This is a genomic window from Gaoshiqia hydrogeniformans (genome assembly GCF_049347105.1).
GTDB classification, from domain to species: domain Bacteria; phylum Bacteroidota; class Bacteroidia; order Bacteroidales; family Prolixibacteraceae; genus Gaoshiqia; species Gaoshiqia hydrogeniformans.
In genome coordinates this window covers 3693253-3712623 of sequence record NZ_CP186334.1, presented here as the reverse complement: position 1 = coordinate 3712623, position 19371 = coordinate 3693253, and the positions used below count along the sequence as shown (strand labels likewise).

At 44.1% G+C, this 19371-nt stretch carries 11 protein-coding genes; all 11 read right to left on the bottom strand.

Annotated features, from left to right (window positions below):
• Position 1: 1 nt before the first annotated feature.
• Positions 2 to 1168, bottom strand: coding sequence for a sialate O-acetylesterase (locus tag ACOIT5_RS14850; RefSeq protein ID WP_423126942.1), 1167 nt, complete (start codon positions 1166 to 1168; stop codon positions 2 to 4).
• A 90-nt stretch (positions 1169 to 1258) separates the two neighbouring features.
• Positions 1259 to 3220, bottom strand: coding sequence for a glycoside hydrolase family 97 protein (locus ACOIT5_RS14845; protein ID WP_423126941.1), 1962 nt, complete (start codon positions 3218 to 3220; stop codon positions 1259 to 1261).
• Positions 3221 to 3420: 200 nt separating this feature from the next.
• Complete coding sequence (locus ACOIT5_RS14840) at positions 3421 to 4890, bottom strand: cellulase family glycosylhydrolase (protein ID WP_423126940.1); 1470 nt, start codon at positions 4888 to 4890, stop codon at positions 3421 to 3423.
• Between the two features lie 108 nt (positions 4891 to 4998).
• Entirely contained in the window at positions 4999 to 6222 is a 1224-nt protein-coding gene (locus ACOIT5_RS14835; protein WP_423126939.1) for a glycan-binding surface protein, read from the bottom strand.
• Between the two features lie 21 nt (positions 6223 to 6243).
• Complete coding sequence (locus ACOIT5_RS14830) at positions 6244 to 7839, bottom strand: RagB/SusD family nutrient uptake outer membrane protein (protein WP_423126938.1); 1596 nt, start codon at positions 7837 to 7839, stop codon at positions 6244 to 6246.
• A gap of 12 nt (positions 7840 to 7851) precedes the next feature.
• On the bottom strand, positions 7852 to 11046 hold the full coding sequence (locus ACOIT5_RS14825; protein WP_423126937.1) for a SusC/RagA family TonB-linked outer membrane protein: 3195 nt from the start codon (positions 11044 to 11046) through the stop codon (positions 7852 to 7854).
• Between the two features lie 467 nt (positions 11047 to 11513).
• The gene (locus ACOIT5_RS14820) at positions 11514 to 12362 is read right to left on the bottom strand and encodes a hypothetical protein (protein WP_423126936.1); all 849 of its coding nucleotides are present in this window, start codon (positions 12360 to 12362) and stop codon (positions 11514 to 11516) included.
• An 18-nt stretch (positions 12363 to 12380) separates the two neighbouring features.
• Entirely contained in the window at positions 12381 to 14045 is a 1665-nt protein-coding gene (locus ACOIT5_RS14815) for a RagB/SusD family nutrient uptake outer membrane protein (protein ID WP_423126935.1), read from the bottom strand.
• A gap of 12 nt (positions 14046 to 14057) precedes the next feature.
• Positions 14058 to 17486, bottom strand: a complete 3429-nt coding sequence (locus ACOIT5_RS14810; protein WP_423126934.1) for a TonB-dependent receptor — start codon at positions 17484 to 17486, stop codon at positions 14058 to 14060.
• Positions 17487 to 17647: 161 nt separating this feature from the next.
• Positions 17648 to 18679, bottom strand: coding sequence for a FecR family protein (locus ACOIT5_RS14805; RefSeq protein ID WP_423126933.1), 1032 nt, complete (start codon positions 18677 to 18679; stop codon positions 17648 to 17650).
• Between the two features lie 105 nt (positions 18680 to 18784).
• Positions 18785 to 19363 (bottom strand): RNA polymerase sigma-70 factor, encoded by a 579-nt coding sequence (locus ACOIT5_RS14800; protein WP_423126932.1) that lies wholly within the window; start codon positions 19361 to 19363, stop codon positions 18785 to 18787.
• Between the last annotated feature and the right edge of the window lie 8 nt (positions 19364 to 19371).

The following is a 19371-nucleotide window of genomic DNA, read 5'->3' as shown; positions in this document are numbered from 1 at the left end:
ATTACTCTTTATTTACATCAACTCCTAATATTGAAAGCATTTCAATACCGTATCGCTTACCTAATTCCCTGTAACCCGCTGAATCAAAATGGGCACCATCCTGTCCTGTACAACCATCCGAAGAAATGACATGTGCCGTTGGAATTATATCCGGCAATCTTCCTATTATCGGATTCATAGATGAGCAGCAATTCCCCTCGCCCGAGAACAATTCTCCTGCTAAAAGGGGAACCGAACCGGCACCTAAGGCAAGGTCTGTCAACATGTCGGTATATATTTTCTTTACATACTCCGGCCATTGTTGCTGCCCGTTGTTTGATTCTCCCTGGTGCAAAAGAATCCCTTTGATAACACCATCCTTTTGTGCCAATTTTGCCATATCGACAAGATATTGATATGGATTTCCACCATAATTAATTACCTGGGACGTGAACCAGTCTGCTGTAGATGTCGAATCGTAGTCCGTGTACAAATCCTTATCAAACAGCCTGATGTCGCATCCGGCAACAGATACATTGATAATACCTACTGTAATGCTGTCCGGCAGATTTTCAACCATCGTCCTTCCAAAATAATCAGCAGGCGAGAGGCCTGAACTGCATTGGCAAGTAGGCGGAACTGCCGTGTACCAGGTTGCTTTTTGTCTGCTCAGATTGGAGCAATCCAGTGCCTGGAACAGCTTGAATCGGCTATCCCCTGTCTTGTCCTGGCTCTCAATCGCACCTGCGCCATGCATATTTGATTGTCCGAAACAAAGAAAGATGTAAAAATTGCAATCTTGTGCAATGGGTTCAATCTGGGAATCCTGTGAAACCGTAATCCGTCGGGACTGGCCGTTTTGCGAGGAGACATTCAATATGCCTGAGCGGCTTGAACCGGTGTCATTAAGGCCGGCAGTCAATTCAATTTCAGCGCTGCCGCTATTGCCACTGGTTTGGTTTAGTTGCAACCAAGAGAAAGCAGAATTGGCAATACTCCATAGGTCGTTACTGGTTACTTTTATGTCCGATGTGCCCCCTTCAGCGGGTAACGAAACCGATGTTGTGGAAACATCCAGTAAAGGTTCAACATCATCCGTATTTCCGCATGAGGTAAAAGTGGCGCCCCACAAAACAACTACGAACATTAGTTTACTATGAAATTTGGTATCCATTTTTATTTTTTTCATGTCCAGATCAATCTATTTTCATTTTGTTTAGGCTAGATTCTCCATCTTATTGCCCCACCAATTTTATTTTTGAGTAATCCCTTTCCAGAATCATTCAAACACCATAACGAATCCACCATTGGCGTTCAGGGTAAGCTCACAGTTCTTTTGTTCTTCTGTGTTCAGGTCTGTTATTGAAAACAGTTCACCGTTTGAACCGTCCATGAACAGGGCCGCCTTGCTTTTCCTGAATGAGGCAAGGTCAAGGTTTAAGCTCTTTTCATTATTTTCTCCATTTATACCGGCAATGTACCACCGATTACCGCTACGCCTGGCAATGACAACGTATTCCCCGGGGTGACCTTCCAAAAACTTTACATCGTCCCAATAGTCGGGAAGGGTTTTCAGAAAATCTTTTACATCATCGGGAACCTCGGCCATGCCTTCCGGCGCCTGTGCATAATGTTGTATCCCGGATAAAAACAATACCGAGAGTGCCAGTTCAAAGGCGGGAGTGGTTTTTCGGATACAATTGGAATAGGTGAGCCCTGTCAGGTTCATGGGTGTAAAATCCATCGGGTCGAACGCGTTCCGTGTAAAGGGCAACATGGCGCAATGGTTGGCTTGCTTATCGGCCGCCATTTGGTCAAATGTCACCATCTCCATCCCATAAATGGCTTCGACTGTCATCAAATGAGGATATGTTTTTTGCCAGCCCCTTGGTAAAGTAGCTCCGTGGAAATTCACAAGTAACTGATACTTTGCAGCATCGTTCAAAATGTCGATGTAGTATTGAATCATGCTCCGGCCATCGCCACCGAAGAAATCGATCTTAACACCTTTGATGCCCATTGCCTGCAGGCGGCTGAATTCCTTTTCACGACTTTCTTTGGTCAACAACAGATCTTTGGGATGATAAGACGTAATCGTGTTCCAATCGCCGGCCGAGTTATACCACACGAACAAACCCACATTTTTTTGTTTTGCATACATTGACAATTCAGCTATCTTTTCGTATCCGATCTGAGTATCCCAGTTTGCATCAATGAGGCAATATTGCCAGTTCATATCCGCAGCGAAGTCGATATACTTTATTTGTTCATCGTAAACGATCCTATCGTCCTTGCTGTTAATCCAGCTCCACGATGCTTTGCCAAACTTAAGAAACGATTGGTCCATATCAATCGCTTTCGGTGCCAAATCGGTACCGAGGGTTGACTCTGTAATTGTCTCCAAACTGCCGATTGTGACAACGCGCCACGGGGTAAGCCAGGGCTTATTGTTTACCGGTAAATAGTCGCCGGCTGTAAACACTTCTCTCGGATCGGCAAACCCAATGGAGTAAACCGATGTAGTAGAATCATTGATCAACCTGGTGCCGCAATAAGTACCATCGAGGGCCGCTTCGGTAATCAACACCCAGGTATCGTTTGTTTTAAATAAAGCAGGGTACACCCAACCCGACTTTAACGGTGACGCTGAACCAACAGGAATATCCTGCAAATAATGTTCTTCATAAGATGGATGGCACTGCTCCCAGCCCGTTTTTGCCTCACTCATGGGCTGCAACCAGGCTCTTGCTTTTTCGTCAAATGCGAATGAGGTTGATTCGCCAATAATCGTTTCATCGTTTTCAACCCAGGGAAAAGAATACCGGAAGGCCAGCCCGTCGTCGGATAAGCGGAAAATGATGTCCATTTTCTTTTCGTTCTCATTGGCAAAAGAGATTACCAACTGATTGGCCTGGTAAAGAATGCTGTTTTTTTTTGCATTCTGAGTTTGGTAGCTTTCGGTTATACGCTCCGGTTTTGATGTCGTCACCAGTTTTAAGCGTTGCGTGAAATCATGCCCATCCATCATTACTCCTAAAGCCGACGGTTGAATAACGCTAAAACCAGATTTTTGCACCTTATATTGAATTTCACCCTCAACAGACAAGAATACATCTAACCCAATGGACTCATCCGGACTCTGTAACTGGGCTACCCGCTGTGCCTGCAACTGATTAGACGCCACAGCCCCCCACACATTCATCCCAATGAGGAGGTAAACTAATAGAATTGTATTTTTCATTTTCAATACGATAATCGATTTACAGTTTTGTAAAATCTGATTTTTGTTGGTTCTACTTTGACAGATTAAGATTGGTGTTGGATTTTTCCCGTGTTTTACCCCGGTCCGGCAGTTGCCGGAAGGCAGGAGAAAAATCCGGGTGTTCCCTTCATGAATTTAGGGTAAAAACATCCAGATTTTTCTAATGTGCCAAAGTAGAATCAGTTTGCTCCTGCGATAATAGCATCAATCGTCCGCTGGTCCTTCACGGTATAATTACGCCTGTCCAAAGCGCCGCCTGTATCCCACCAAAATGGGATTACACCATGTGCTATGGCCTGTTTAGTCACAAAAGTTGTCCAATAGTCAACCGAAGCCTCGTGTGTTTCCAGGTCCAAGGGAACATGTGCGCTGTTATTTCGCCGGTAAGCGCCATACTCTCCCATCAGCACGGGAATACCTTTATCAATAAAGTCTTTTTTCATTTTTTGGAAAAATTCAATATGAGCGTCCTCTTCTCCATAAGTTGGGTTTCGGTCCGGTTCAATGGTGGAATGATGCCCCTCTCCCCAATAGTAAACCATGTTGCCCCAGCTTACATCTTCGCCAAGAAACGTGAATTGTGATGGCGTGTAGTTGTGCTCTTCATACATCAGGCGATTAGGGGTTGGGTCTGTCGGAAACATGCTGACGTTTAGGTACTGATGCGACCCTTGAATAACAAGCGACCTGTAGGTGTTTCGTCCACCGGTGGAACGAACGGCGTTTACAAAAGTCTGGTGATAGGAAAGCAACACTTCCATTTGCGTGGCGTTGCCTGCATTTGGTTCGTTAGCGCTCGCAAACATCAGGTGTTCGTCAAAATCGCGCATGGCCGTGGCAATTTGCTCCCAGTATGCTTTTTGTTTGGCATTGACCGAATCCTTTTTCTCCGGTGTGCAGTTGTTCTCCAGCCAGCCTCCATCCCAATGAATATTCAGCAGGACGTACATGTCATTGTTCACACAGTAGCCAACCACTTCTTTTACCCGGTCAAGCCATTCGGCTTTAATGCGGGCTTTCGCGCGATCTTCAATATGATAATTATCCCCAAAATAATTCTTATCCCAATTCCAATCCCAGGCACAGGGTATTCGGATAGCATTAAACCCTTGCTGTTTAACAAATTTCACATAATCCTCGGTTATAGCAGGGTTGCCCCAACCCGTTTCCCCTCCGGGAGCTTCCATGGTGTTACCGATGTTCCAGCCCAGTTTCATTTTGGCTGCAAGCTCCATTGCTGTACTACCCATACCGCTAGCATCGGGTTCTTTGGGCGTTAAATTGTAGATTGGGTACAGGAAAGCCGCCTGTATAACCTTTACCCGGCGGGACTGGCCGTTTGACGAGCTAATATGCAATATAACAGAGCGGCTGGCCCCGGTGGCGTTCAGCGCTGTTGATATTGTAATGGTAGCGCTACCGCTACTTCCGGAAGTCTGATCCACCTGTAACCAGGCGGCTGAATTATTAACCGTCCACGCGTCGTTACAGTCAACGGTTATGGTTGCCTCCCCGCCTTCTGCTACAATTGTAATTTGCGTCTCGGAAACAGCCAGGACAGGATCCACGGTCTCCGAATCTTTACAGGAGACCAGTAACACAAGTGCACTGATAAAATACAATGCTCTATGATAAAATCTGTTTTTCATACTTTAATAATTTGATTTTTAATACCTACGGGATAATTCAATTTTCATTGAACCCCGTAGGTCATATTCGATCGTTATAAAACTGCTATTTGCGTTATATCAACAGTGCTATTTGATCTTTACGACCCTGATATTATCGATAGCGGCTCGTAAACCAATTGGCGTTGGAGCACTACCTGCATTAACCGTAAAAAACTCAATAGCACCAGCTCCGGACGCCCCAAGTAACTGGGTCAAGCTTGAAGCTGAATCTCCTGTACCATCTTTATTATCCTTTTTAGTACGGAATTCAGTTAAAGGAACTGTTACTGTCATCCATTTTCCACTTGTATTAACATTCGTTGTTTTCGTTTCAGAAATTTTCCAAGGTTCAAAACGTGCTACATAAGCCCAGTTGTAATCTTTAAGAATAAACAAACTTACACCGTTCCACTCCCCTGCAATATTCATTTCAAATTTAACAGCATAATTAGCGATCGGCTGATCAAGTTCTTCAACCGGGACCCATTGTACTGAGTTAATATTAAGACTACGTCCTCCGCCCCACCAAGAAAAGTCACCGGCGCCAAGAATACCGGTATCCAGAATAGGGTACCATCCATGATTACCCGGGAAAGCAGGGTCGCTATTGCTGGTTCCGGCCCCCCAACTATAGTTATTAATATCGTCAAAATTGCAAAGCATACCTGTAGTCAGGTCATTCACATTAAATATGGTTTCGGCTGTACCCGATGCCGTGGTTATGGACAGGGGGTCGCTTGCTGAGCTGGCAGGCATTGTAAAAGCTATCCTAGTACCATCAATGGAAGCCTCAAAATCAGTAATGATGGCTCCGCCGAAATTAACTTCTTCAATAAGGAACAAGTTGGTTCCAGCAATCATAACAATCTCCCCTTCTACCGGGTTCTCATTAAAAATACCCGAAATCATCGGTGCACCGGCAACGATATCAAAATTAAAGGTCGTTTCCCCCCCGGGAGTAACATATCTGATTTTGTTCATATCCTCTTCGGCAATCAATGGGAAGGGTATTACATCAGGCACTCTCACAACAGCGTAATTGTATGAAAACAGAGCCTTGTTAAAGGTCGCAGGTATCCCGGCAAAAGTTATCAACGAAGCCTCCTGCAAATTTGAACCTTCGATTACCACAAACTGACCCGGTACCAATACGTTAATAAGGGTGTCGTTGGGCGCCGGGGCATAATTACGCACGGCTGTGATAACAGGACCATCCTGATCCTCATCTTTACAAGAGCTTAATTGCATAACAACAAGCACCAAGCAAGAAAGGACTAAAAAATGAATTCGATTGAATAATATCTTTTTCATAATCGTATCTTTTTAATTAAATCAAAAATAAGGTACCGGTGCATCCAGCAATTTGGGGTTGGCCGTTAACTCAGATGAAGGAATCGGTAACCTGAACGAATTGATATTTGCCGGTGTAATTGCCCCGAAAGGATCCCCAGGTACGGCAACGCCTTCACTATCAAAAGTAAAAGTAACACGATCCTGACCATTCAGGAAGCCGATGGCCTTCGCTGGATTGTAATAGGACAGGCTCACCAGGTCGAACCACGATTGACCTTCAGCAGCCAGCTCAATTCTTCTTTCCTTAAGGATTAAATCGATATCAAGCGAGCTTACCGGATCAACACCAGCTCTTTCCCGTACTTTGTTAAAGTAGGTCAGCGCATCAGCATCTGAAGTCGTTGTATTGTTGCCAAGAATCGCTTCAGCATACACCAGGTACACATCGGCAAGACGCAGCAGGGCATTGTGTTCGGCCGATGAAGTATTAGTCATAATTGGCACATTGTTGTCTTTTTTGGTACCAATAATGTGTTTCTTCAGAGCTGTATTCCCGGTATAAGTAAAACCGCCCCCGGCAGCATTTAACTCGGGGTAATAATCGTTTTTATACATAAAAGTCGCTTTGCGCCTAACGCTGTCTTCCTCTGAATACTGGAAGTACATGTCGTAAGTAGGCCCTATGCCGAACCAACCTGCGGCTCCTTCTGCTGAAATCTCAGCAATGCTGGAATAAAGCTGCAACATATTTCCATCGAGCCAGCCGGAAGTAGTGGGGTCCCAACGGAGTGAAAACAAGGCTTCATCATTAAAGTTATTCTCGGTTTTAAAGAGGTCGGCATAATTTTCCATCAGCTCCAGGCCGCTGTTTTTACAGACATTGCCTGCCAATATCTTCGCATTGTCCAAAAGCACCTGGTCGCGTTGGCCGCCATTCTGCGGGCTCAGACCCGACCATGTTAAAAACACTTTGGCCAGCAGGCCTTGGGCTGCCCAGGTTGTAACCCGTCCTTGCTCCCATTCAGAATTATAGCCTAATGGAAGATTGTTAGCTGCGAACAGCAAATCATTCGCAACAAACTGGAATACATCATTCGCCTGATTTCGGGGAACCAGTGGCGAATTAATGAGCGCTGTATTATCTTCAATGATCGGAACGTCGCCCCATAACACCGCCAGATTATAATAAGCATACCCGCGGATAAACCTTGCTTCAGCAAGGGCTGCGTTCTTATGTACCTCAGCAACGGTCTCCGGTGTCTTTTTATTGATCGCGTTAATGGTGGTATTACAGTGGGCAATAACCTTGTACATACCCCTCCAGTTTGCATTTACCGCGCCGTTCAAGCCCGTAACTGAAAAGGTATTGAGTTGTATCGCATCATCGTTCCAACCCAGTACCATGTTCCCACTCATTACGTCGCCAATGGTCAAATAGCTAACGTAGGTCCATTCGGCCCAGGGTGAACCTGCATATAAGGCAGCGGTTGCCAGCTTCAGATCTGAAAAGGTTTGATAAAAGTTATCCGAGCTGATCTCCGACAGGGGCGGACGATCCAGAAAATCCTCGTTGCATGATGCGAATAAGCCCGCAACAGCAATTATTAAATAAGTTATTTTCGATTTCAATTTCATAGCCGTATTTTTTTATTTTGACAATGTGATGTTTACCCCAAAAGTAAACCTGCGTGGTTGGGGATAATATCCTCCGTCGATACCCGCATTTAACGGATCCCAGGAGCCAACTTCCGGATCCATACCTGAATAATCCGTAATCGTAAACGCATTTGCTACACTGGCATAAACCCGTAAGGTCTGGATATTCGCGCGTTTCAACAAGTTTTCGGGGAGCTTATAGCCTAATGTAATGTTCTTACATCTTACATAAGACCCGTCTTCAATAAACTTATCAGAGAACCTTTGGTTACCGTTGGTCTGGTCATTCCGTACCCCCGGGATATCCGTATCGGGATTGGTAACAATAACGTTGTAGGCGTCGTCATCCCGGCCTTCCGGGTCGATCAAGCCAAGTTTGGCATAGTTACTCAATTGCTTAAAATAACCGTAACTTGCAATCGGGTTTTCCGCAGTAACACGTAACTGGTTAAATATTTTGTTACCGAAACTGCCTGAGAAAAATACATTCAAATCGAAATTCTTGTAGTTAAAGGTGTTATTAAAGCCCATTTGAACTTTTGGGAGTGGGGAACCGAGATAAGTTTGGTCATTCTCGTCAATGGCACCGTCGCCATTGATATCTTTAAACATGAGGTCGCCATACCAAATACTACCGGAAGCATTCGCGAAATCCAATATTTCGTCGTTTTTTACCGGCCGGGCGTGAGGCAGGATGCCTTTCGATTCGTCGCCGAATACATCTTCAGCAGATGCAAAAACGCCTTCAACAACATAACCATAAAAATTACCGATCGATTTTCCAACAACCGTCTTGCTGTATTGCCCCATAATCGGCGCCCCGTCGGCATTCAGTTTTGTAATCTTGTTGATGTTTCGCGACAGGGTGAAATCGGTTTTCCAGGTAAAATCCTTGCTCCGGATATTGGTGGAGTTTATCCTAATGTCAAAGCCTTTGTTGGTCATCGCGCCAACGTTTACCCAGGGTGCATCCAAGGCCCCCGGGTTCCAGCCAATAGCTGTACCGGAGTACATGGGCAGCGAAGTTTGCATGGCGAGGCCTTCCGTATTCTTGTAGTAAAAATCGACAGAAAAACCAAGCCTCCAATTAAAAAAGTTCCCGTCAAGACCAATATTGGAACTCTTTGTTTGTTCCCATTCCAAATCCGGGTTCCCAATGTTGCGGGTACGTTGCGCCACACCGGTTATTCCCGTAGGAACAGTGACAAAGGTGGATGCAAAACCGTCACCGGCTTGCCTGTTCGTTAAACCATAACCCAAGCGCAGCTTCAGTTCGTTAATCTTATCCACACTTTTCAGAAAATTCTCGTTATTGATTTTCCAAGCCATGGCGCCGGAGTAAGTCAATATCCAGCGATTTGCCTCTGCATACCGCGAATTACCGTCTTCCCGGATATTGCCGTCGATCAGGTATTTATCATTAATACCCAGGCTTAAACGTCCAAAATAGGATTCCCCGGCGCCATGACTTTTGGTTCCGGAATTTTTTGCCGTTGTCGCATCACCACCATTAAGTACCATAACACTGGCTGAGGGGTAATCCGTACGTGACCCGGAGATACCGTGACCTTTGTTCACCGTAGCCTCATGACCCGTCATTGCTGTCAGGTTGTATTTACTGCCAAACAAATGCGAATAGGTCAGGTAGTTCTTTAAGGTGGTAGAGACAGCTTCACTGAAACTGGAGTTTCCTGAACTTAACCTGATTATCTGGCCCATTGTGTAAGTTGGGTTGGCAGCATCTTCGCTCGCATAAGAAAAGTTCCCTGAAACCTCGTTACGCAGGACCAGGCCTTTTGCAAAGGTAATTTCGCCATAAAGGCTACCAAACACTTGTTTCCGGTTTGCATCGTGCTTTCTCATTTTTGCTGTCGCCAACGGGTTATCCCTGAGTGCGACCCAGCCAACGGTAGCGGTTGAGCCACCCCAGCTTCCATCAGCGTTCTGAACAGGAACATCAGGGGTTTGTTCAAGCGCCTGGCGGACTACGCTGGAGGTAGTAGTGGTGATTTTCTCATCGATGTTCACCAACTGCAGGCTGGTACCAATTTTTAACCAATCGGTTGTTTTATTGTCCAGGTTCAAACGGAACGACATCCGTTCAAACTCCGACCCCAAGGCCATCCCCTCCTCACTCTGGTATGATCCGGACAAGAAGTAAGTAGTCCTTTCGTCACCCCCGTTCACCGAAAGGGTGTGTGTAAATGATGGGGCTTTCTTAAAAAGTACGTCCTGCCAGTCGGTACCCTCGCCCAAATATTCGGGGTTAGCAAATTCGGGCCGGGTATCGAAGCCCCAGCCAATACCGGCATTCCGCTCGTTTACAAAGGTTGCGAACTCCCGCAGGTTCATCACCGGGAGTTTTTTTGTCAACTCCTGATAACCACCGGAAAAACTATATTCGATTGTAGGCTTTGCAACCCGTCCCCTTTTTGTTGTAACGATAATGACACCGTCGGTACCCCTCGAACCGTAAATGGCCGTAGCCGATGCGTCTTTTAATACGTCGATGGATTCGATTTCAGAAGGGTTCAAGCCCGCCAGCGGGTTCGTTTGACCGTTCCAACCACCAACCGAAGCTAAATTGTTAAGTTCGACACCATCAAGCACCCACAAGGGGCCGTTGCCGGTAAAGCCTGTTACACCGTGGATTTGCACGGAAACACCGCCACCGGGCTGACCGGATGTTTGCTGTACTACCATACCCGGTAATCTTCCCTGAAGGGATTGTTCAATGGTTACCGGCGCTGATTGCTTAATATCCTCGGCCTTAATAGAAGATATAGAACCGGTGTTATCACCCCGCTTCCGGCTACCGTAGCCAATGACCACCACTTCGTCAACAGACTTTGTGTCTTCTGTCAGTGCAACATTGATCACTTTTTGTCCCTTAACCTCAACTTCCTGGGTTTTAAAGCCAATATAGGAGAAAACAAGCGTTTGCCCGGTTTCGGCTTCAAGTGAATAAGTTCCCTGCGCATTGGTTATCGTACCGATGGAGGTGCCTTTCAACCGAATAGTAACACCAATCAGGGCACTCCCGTCGGAACCGGATTTAACAGTCCCCGAGATGGGGATCTTCTGCCCGTAGCCGGGCAACACAAGAAAGATCATCAGCGCGATGGCCAGCAGGCACCTTAGCCCGCCATGCAGCCACTTAATGCGTACATTCGCTTTTAATTCCATAATGAATAGATTAGTTAAAAATTAAGTCTATAGTCAATCAGGCTATTACAGATGGTAAAAGTATGGTCAATATTTAAAGCAGAGGGTCCGCCATGTATCGTATTGGGGGTATTCATGTGTTTTACCGGGCTGTCAACAGCAATTTAACCCCGACATCAGCAAGGGAAAAAGAAAGGAAGGGATCAGACAAAAAAATCCCCCGGAAACAATTTGCCCCGGGGGATATAATACCAGTAAAAAAAGGAGTTTTACTATTTATTAAAGAGACTCGTAATAATCTTTTTCAACATAATTCCAACATAACCAAATGCCGCCGTTATCACCGACAAGGATGAGCTGCAGGGTGTTTTCTGTCAGGCTCCTGATGATCATTTTTGCATTCCAGTTGTAATCTACTCCTAACTAGCTACGTTTAAGATTAGATTATTCCAAGGATTCAGAATTCCAAATCCTCCTTTTAGACTTTATTAATAGGTATAACCTTTACGTTTTAACAAATAGATAACACACCAGCCACCACCTGTGCCTCTTACACGCAATGTCATCTCATCGGCAGTAAGTTTAACGAGCTCAAACTTGTATGCGTTGTCAAATTTGGAAGGATCGTCTAATTTCTTACCCATTGGATAAAAAGGAAACTCTAAAGTCCCCGCAATAGCGTGACCTGAAGCAGATTTTGTCTTATTGTCGAGGGTGAATTTACCAGGTGTAGTGGAGACAATTGTTGATGCATCTGATTTGTCAATTAACTCTACGCCGGTATAGGTAAACTTCATTTCATCATACAAACCCTCATCGCCCAGTTCTGCGGCATCACCTTTCCACCATTCGGGAGCGTTAGCAAATTCACCGCCATTACCGAAAAAGGTACTTGTACCGCCATAGCCTATATTCGGATTACCGGTAGCCCAAACCCAGGTTTTACCACCATCTTCAGGGGCACCACAAAGGTTTGTCCACTCAATATCCAATTCATAGTCAACTTTTGTTACTTCAACGGTCTTCGTAACAGTTGTAATCCCAGCATCACCAAAAGCGCTAAATTTCACATCGTACGTACCTGGAGGAACGATCACTTCCAAGTCTTTCTTCAATGATCTCCCAGTTCCATAATCCCACTCACCTGCAACACCAGATAAATTATTTTTCAAAATCAACTTATTGTTTCCTGGCTGTTCATTGGTGACAGATATACCAGCAGAAACCTCTTCTTCTGACAAAACTCCGCCAAAATCGTAAGTTTTCTCAATTGGATCACATGCGCTTAACAGCACCGCTAACCCAAATATGAAATATAGAATTTTTTTAATTTTCATTGTTTTAGAATTTTAAAATTACCAACCTGGATTCTGTATTAAATATTCAACACCGTCATATACAGACTTGTCGATTTCATCTCTTGGTATCTGGAACAGCCCATCTTTCTGAGTATCAAAAACAATGTTTTTGGTTTTATTAACTCCACCCTCTTTAACAACTTCTGTCATATTGATTTCCTGAGCTGCAACAGAAGATCCGTAACGAAGCAAATCCCAATACCGGACACCTTCAAACGCAAATTCGAGCTGACGCTCTTTTCTGATATTATCAACGGACACAGCAACCCGATGAGCCTGATCGCCAAATGCCCTGTCGCGGATTCTATCCAGGTATGTCTGAGCATTAGGTGAACCTAGTTCTGCAGCCATAAGCAACACATCGGCATAACGGATAATTACCCAATCCTGAAGTTGATCTGCCTGAGCATTATTACCTTCATCAAGACTCTTGGGATATTCTTTGAAACCATCCTCAGTTTTGACTGTTAACGGCACATATTTCTTATTAAAATAGCCGGTATAGTCGCCAAACCCGTCGGCATTAAACGCAGCACCTGTGGGATTGATCGTGCCATCTTGATTTATCGTACTTGTCGAATTCAGTAGCTCATCAGCAACTGATATAACCGAGGCATTTTTACGCAAGTCGCCCGATTCAAACACCGTTTCTCCATATTTCTTAGTAACAATTGCTTGCCCCCAACCCCAGGAATAAGGATACGGTGTACCATCGTGCCAACGAAGCCCCATGCTAATCAGCCAGTGATTACTACCTGCATTAAACGCTGGTCCCCAGGTATATTTGATGGCAAATACCGTTTCTTTGTTATCTTCTCCGGCATAGGTTCCTGATCCGTTTATGGAAGATACCGGCCAAAGATTTTGAAATCCACTGACTAAGTCGTGTCCACTGTTGTTAATTACATCCTCAACATATGCCAGTGCCTCAGCTTTGCTAACCAATCCAACAAGATCGGTTTCAGAATACCGCCCGGTGTAGAATAAAAATACCCTGGCCATTAATGATTCTGCAGCCCACTTTGTTGCATGTCCGTAACTTGAGGAGCTGATACTTTCATAAGGAACGTCGGGCAAGTTATCGGCTGCAAATTTCAGGTCTTTGGCAATCAACGTATACACTGAATCAGGATCTGCTTGCGGTGTTTTTAATTCAACGACCGAACTACGGACCAACGGAACATTTCCAAAGAAGCGAACTAAATCAAAATAATAATAAGCTCTCAGAAAGCGTGTTTCAGCTTCATACTGAACTGCCAGTGTTTCATTCTCGCCCCAATCAACAGTACCTAAATTTTCCAACAACGAGTTACACCTGAAAATGGCAGTATATCTATTCTTCCAGATATCAAGGTTTTGGTTCAGCGCGCCTGCTTCTTTAAACTCATCCCATCCAAAGGGTGTCCCTGAAACAGCCTCTCCCGGGCCTCCTCCGGCAAACGCTTCGTCCGAAGCGATGGTCGAAATAAAATACATATTTGCCCAACCATCAAGAACCAGTCCGTTGTAACATCCGGCTAAGCCCTCAAGAGCATTCTTTGGTGTTTGAAAATAACCTTGAGCCGTTTGGATGGTAATGGGCTTATTGTCCAAAAAGTCTTCACTGCAAGACACAACCCCCAACAGGGCTGCGATATATAAATAGATTAATTTATTTTTCATCGTATTTCAGTATTAGAATTTCAAATTAAGTCCAATTAAATAGTTGCGTGGGTGAGGATAGTAACCAACGTCAATTCCAGTTGCATAGCTATGCCCGGCGTTATCATCAACACCAAATCCCACTTCCGGATCCATTCCAATATACTTCGTAAAGGTGTATAGGTTTTGAGCTGTGAAATACAATCTCATTTGAGAAAGAGGGCATTTTTTCCATACCTTCCTGAAATCATACCCAATCGTCACATTTGAAATTTTCAGGTAATCCCCGTCGGTAATTAACAGATCATTCATGTAGGTCCAGTTCCGGTTACCTTCTGTATTATTGGTAACTCTCGGCCAATAGTTTGATGTTCCTTCACCGTGCCAACGATTTAAATATACCTGATGATAGTTAGATTGCAGTCCGTTATAGTTATGGATGAATCCCATGGCGATTTGTTGACCAAATTGTCCCTGGGTCGTAACAGACAGATCAAAACCTTTATATTCTGCTCCGAATGAAAATCCCAGGATATAGTCAGGGATTGGACTTCCAATCATAGTCCTGTCCTTTTCATCAATCTTCCCATCCAAGTTGACATCAACGAATTTTATATCGCCTGCTTCAGCAAGAGGCTGAATAACGGTTCCATCCGCCGATTGATAATTCTGAATTTCTGCCTCGTTCTGGAAGATTCCATCCGTTTTCAGTCCATAAAAATAACCGATTGGACGTCCGGGTTCAACCCTGAAAAAGTTTGCAGCATTTGTATACAGCAAGTTTCCGCCACCTTCAAAGAAACCAGCAGCATTCTGTATTTCAGTTACCTTGTTCTTGTTATAAGTAATATTCGCATTAACATGGTAGCTAAAATCCCTCACTTTATTATTAAATCCAAGAGACAATTCAACACCTTTATTCGTTACTGATCCGCCATTTATGAACGGTGCTTCAGCTCCTGAAATAGCGGCAACCGGCGCATCAACGATCCAATCTTTGGTCGTTTTAGAGTAATATTCCAAAGTAGCATCCAGTTTACCATTCAAAAATCTTGCATCAAGACCAATATTTAACTGCTTAGATATCTCCCACTTTAAATCCGGGTTAGACAATTTTTTGGCATATATACCTGTGGTCAGCAGACCTTCCTGAGAGCCAAAAGAGTATCCTCCGTTTTGCGTGGTCAGCGTTGCCATCCATTGATAATTAGGAAAATTTTGGTTCCCGTTTTGCCCCCAACTGGCACGCAATTTCAAGAAATCCATCCATGTTGACGCCGATTTCATGAATTCTTCATTCGTTACAACCCAACCTGCAGAGAATGAAGGGAAATATCCCCATCTGTTTTGAGGCGCAAAACGGGTTGTTCCATCGGCCCGAAGAATAGCTGTAAACAAATACTTTTCATTGAAGTCGTAGTTTACACGTCCAAAATAAGAAATCAACCTCTCGGTATCGTCTGGGCCACCGGTAATATCACCTTCCAGAATAGAGGCTCCCTTGGCGTTAGATAACCAAGCATATTCAAAATCATCAATTAAAAGCTCCGTTTTTACTGCCTGGATTGATTCTCCGGTGTTTCTTCTGGCAGACATTCCCAACAGTCCGTCAAGATGATGCTTTCCGAAAGAAGTTACATAGTGCACTGTATTCTCCCATGTCATCACTTTGTGGTTCCACATATTTTGACGCACGCTGCTTATATCATTGCGGGTCTCAAATCCGATATTGTATACTGGAGTATAATTACGATATGAACCGGAAGCAAAATCCATGGCAAAGGTGCTTTTCATGGTCAACCCTTTAACTGGTTCAACCTCAAGATAAACATCCCCGATTATTTTATCCTCTTTATTGATGTTGTTGTAGTTGTACTTCATGAACAGGACAGGACTCGTCTCCCTCGATCCTGCTGGGTTAAGATAGCCATCAGCATCATCGGGGGCAATAAGCGGAGAGGTGAAATATCCTTTTCCCAGAATATTGTCGTACAGGTTATTGGTGCTTACACCTTTCTTCGCTGTATTTGTATAGGTCAGGTGTTGTCCTGCCTTGATATAATTTTTCCACAACTTATGTTCTGTGTTAACTCTGAACGTATATCGATCATAGCCGGATTTTTTGGATCCTCCGATTATACCGTCCTGTCCGGTGTATGACAATCCCATCGAATACACACTTTGGTCAGTACCCCCGGAAAAAGCCAACGAATGGTTTTGCATCAGTGCATCTTTTGAGACCAACTCATCAATCCAATCAGTTCCTTCGCCCAGCGCGGCCATTGATTCAGCATCAGTCGGGAAAACAGCCGGCCGCCCCGAATTAATGTTCTGTTCGTTCATGATCGTTGCATACTCCTGTGCATTCAGGTAAGGCATTTTCTTGTACAGGTTTTGAACTCCCAGGTAGCCGTCATAGGAAATTTGGGCTTTGCCGGTCTTTCCTGTCTTAGTCGTAATAAGAATAACCCCGTTAGCGCCATTTACTCCATAGATCGCTGCCGATGCCGCATCTTTAAGAATATCCAATGATTCAATATCATTGCTGTTCAGGTAAGAAATATCGCCGGTTTGAACCCCGTCAACGACATACAGAGGCGAAGCATTATTCACTGTTCCCATACCCCGAATCACAATTTTCGGAGATTCGCCCGGCTGTGCAGAAGCAGACGATATTCTAACGCCTGGAGTTTGTCCTTTCATGGCATCCATAACATTCGGAGTCACCATTCTTGCCAATTCCTCACCTTTCACCTGAACTGTAGCACCGGTTACCAGTTTCTTCTTTTGCACACCGTAACCAACAGCAACAACCTCTTCCAATCCGATAGCTTCCTCCTTCATCGTGACATCTATTGTACTTCTGCCTGCTACTTCGATTTCAGTCATCTTCATACCAACAAAAGAGAAGACAAGAACGGCATCTCCGGGAACATCTTCCAGTGAATATTTCCCATCAATATCCGTAATTATTCCTCTGGCTGTTCCTTTTATAACTACAGTAACGCCGGGAAGAGGGCCCCCAAAGGAATCAGTAACACGCCCGGAAACATCGAGGGACTGTTGCTGAAAAGATAAATCTGTACCCTTCGCAGTTGTTGGAGACAGAACAACCTGACGATTGTAAATCTTATAATTGATCCCTGTTTCCTCAAACAACATGGTCAGTACTTCTTCAAGGGATTTGTTCTGCACATCAATAGTCACCTTTTTCGAAAGATCGACCAACTCATTATTATACATGAAATAATAATTGGTGTTGTCCTCAATATTATTGAGAATCTCACCGAGTGATGCATTCTTCAGTTGAACGGTGAGCCTTGCTTCCTGGGAATGACCGCTATTGGCCATCACTGAAACAACGGAAAAGACGATAAGAAAAACCGTTATCTTCATAACTGACATCAATTGTTTAATCGCGTGGGATTTTCGTGTCCCTGCGAGAATTAACTTTTTTTTCATAAATTTGAACTAATTTGATTAATAATATTTGTTTCCTTTTTTTGGACAATCAGGAAACAAGAATTAATTACAGCAGGATTGTGGACCAACACTTTCCTGCTTTTTTGTGTTTGTTTTAATGATTCATCATAGGCTTCATCAGATTATTAATAATGACAGGTTTAATTTCGAATACTGATCTCAATTTTACTTTTCGCATGCGTGCCGTCCTGTAGCTTTTCACCGGGAGCAATTTTGTATTTTATGGGAGATGAGAAGCTGAGCATTTCCAACGCCTGCAAAACGGTTTCGTTTTCAAAAACAGCGGTATAACGATAATTTAATAATTCGGGGTCTTTTAATTCAATATCAACGTTAAACCATCTTTCCATCTTCATAATTACTTCGTAAACAGGTGTATTCCTGAAAGATAATTTCCCATCTCTCCACGTTGAGAACTGGCTCACATCCACATCTGAAAGGACTAATCTTCCCTCGTGTTGATCAAATACAACCCGTTGCCCTGGCCTCATCTTCAGTTTGAGGTCGTCAGGATTTTGGGTTCGCGACAGGAATATTTCGGTTTGCCCCTCCTCCAGTGAAGTTTCGAACTCATTCTCTTCATACGAGAAAACATTAAACTCAGTTCCCACGGCCCTTACGGTAAACATCCCTGTAACCACATCAAACGGTTTGGATTCATTGGCAGCAACATCAAAGAATGCCTCGCCTGTTAAAAACACCGTCCTGCCATCCCGATTAAAATCCTGCCCGTATTTTAGTTTACTGCCTGAATTTAACCAAACTTTAGAACCATCGGGAAGCAGCAGGGCAGAACGGGTGCCATAGGTTGCAACAAATTCCTGTTCAACAAACTGACCGTTTCCTTCCCTAAGAAATAAATAGCCGGAAAATACTAGAACAGGTATAATCAAGATTGCCGCTGCTTTTTGAAACGATTGCCTGAAAATCGTCCATCGATCTTTTGACGGAGTTAACCGGGAATCAACTTTTTTCCTTGCTTTTTGCCTGTTGATGTTCTCCATCCGGGTCAGCCTGTCGGCTAAACCCCAGATGATTTCCAATTGATCCAACTCCTTCCTGCCCTCGTCTGATTGTTCGAACCGGGACCTGATTTCATTGGATTCCTGAACGGATAGTTCTCCATCCAGATACCTGGTCAGTTTTTCGATGGAGGGGTATTTACGATTCATTGTTGTCTGTATTTCGTTATAATGACAACCAACTTCAACTTACCCCCCACGCCGGCGGATATTTTTCTATTAATCTGTAAAAAGAATGCAGTCAAATGCTCCTGATTAAGCCAGATACATAAGAAGCAGGGGCAGAAAATCTTTTAATTCTTCTCTTAAGATTTTTAATGCTTTGGTGATTTGGTTCTCAACGGTCTTTTCCGTGATCCCAAGTTTTTCGGCTATTTCTTTATTTTTCAGATTTTCAAACCTGCTCAGTTCAAAAACCTCCCGGCACCGTTCGGGTAATTTTGAAATGGCCTGGTCTAAAACCTGGCGAAGCTCTGACTCGTTGAACAAGCTCCATTGCTCCTCGTACAGGTTTTCGGCGTGAGACGTTTTTTGTTGCCTGTATTTCTGTTCAACTTTCTTATGTTTCAGCAGGTTCAGACATTGATTGTAAACTGTTTTGAACAAATAAAAACGGACGGAGCTTTCTATGTCAATATTCCGGCGTTTTTCCCAAAACCGTACAAACACGTCCTGCACAACTTCTTCCGAAGCGCTCAGGTCCCTGATATAGGTGTTGGCATAAAGGCATAAACCGGAGTAATAGTAATCGAAGAAATAGTTGAACGACTCTTTACTCCCCAATTTCATATCAGCAAATAATTGTAACTCTCTGTTTTTAAGTAATTGGTTCATTCAAACAC

Coding starts and splice junctions, on each gene's coding strand:
- ACOIT5_RS14845 (WP_423126941.1), bottom strand. CDS start 3,220: ATGAAAAATACAATTCTATTAGTTTACCTCCTCATTGGGATGAATGTG.
- ACOIT5_RS14840 (WP_423126940.1), bottom strand. CDS start 4,890: ATGAAAAACAGATTTTATCATAGAGCATTGTATTTTATCAGTGCACTT.
- ACOIT5_RS14800 (WP_423126932.1), bottom strand. CDS start 19,363: ATGAACCAATTACTTAAAAACAGAGAGTTACAATTATTTGCTGATATG.
- ACOIT5_RS14850 (WP_423126942.1), bottom strand. CDS start 1,168: ATGAAAAAAATAAAAATGGATACCAAATTTCATAGTAAACTAATGTTC.
- ACOIT5_RS14830 (WP_423126938.1), bottom strand. CDS start 7,839: ATGAAATTGAAATCGAAAATAACTTATTTAATAATTGCTGTTGCGGGC.
- ACOIT5_RS14835 (WP_423126939.1), bottom strand. CDS start 6,222: ATGAAAAAGATATTATTCAATCGAATTCATTTTTTAGTCCTTTCTTGC.
- ACOIT5_RS14820 (WP_423126936.1), bottom strand. CDS start 12,362: ATGAAAATTAAAAAAATTCTATATTTCATATTTGGGTTAGCGGTGCTG.
- ACOIT5_RS14805 (WP_423126933.1), bottom strand. CDS start 18,679: ATGAATCGTAAATACCCCTCCATCGAAAAACTGACCAGGTATCTGGAT.
- ACOIT5_RS14815 (WP_423126935.1), bottom strand. CDS start 14,045: ATGAAAAATAAATTAATCTATTTATATATCGCAGCCCTGTTGGGGGTT.
- ACOIT5_RS14810 (WP_423126934.1), bottom strand. CDS start 17,486: ATGAAAAAAAAGTTAATTCTCGCAGGGACACGAAAATCCCACGCGATT.
- ACOIT5_RS14825 (WP_423126937.1), bottom strand. CDS start 11,046: ATGGAATTAAAAGCGAATGTACGCATTAAGTGGCTGCATGGCGGGCTA.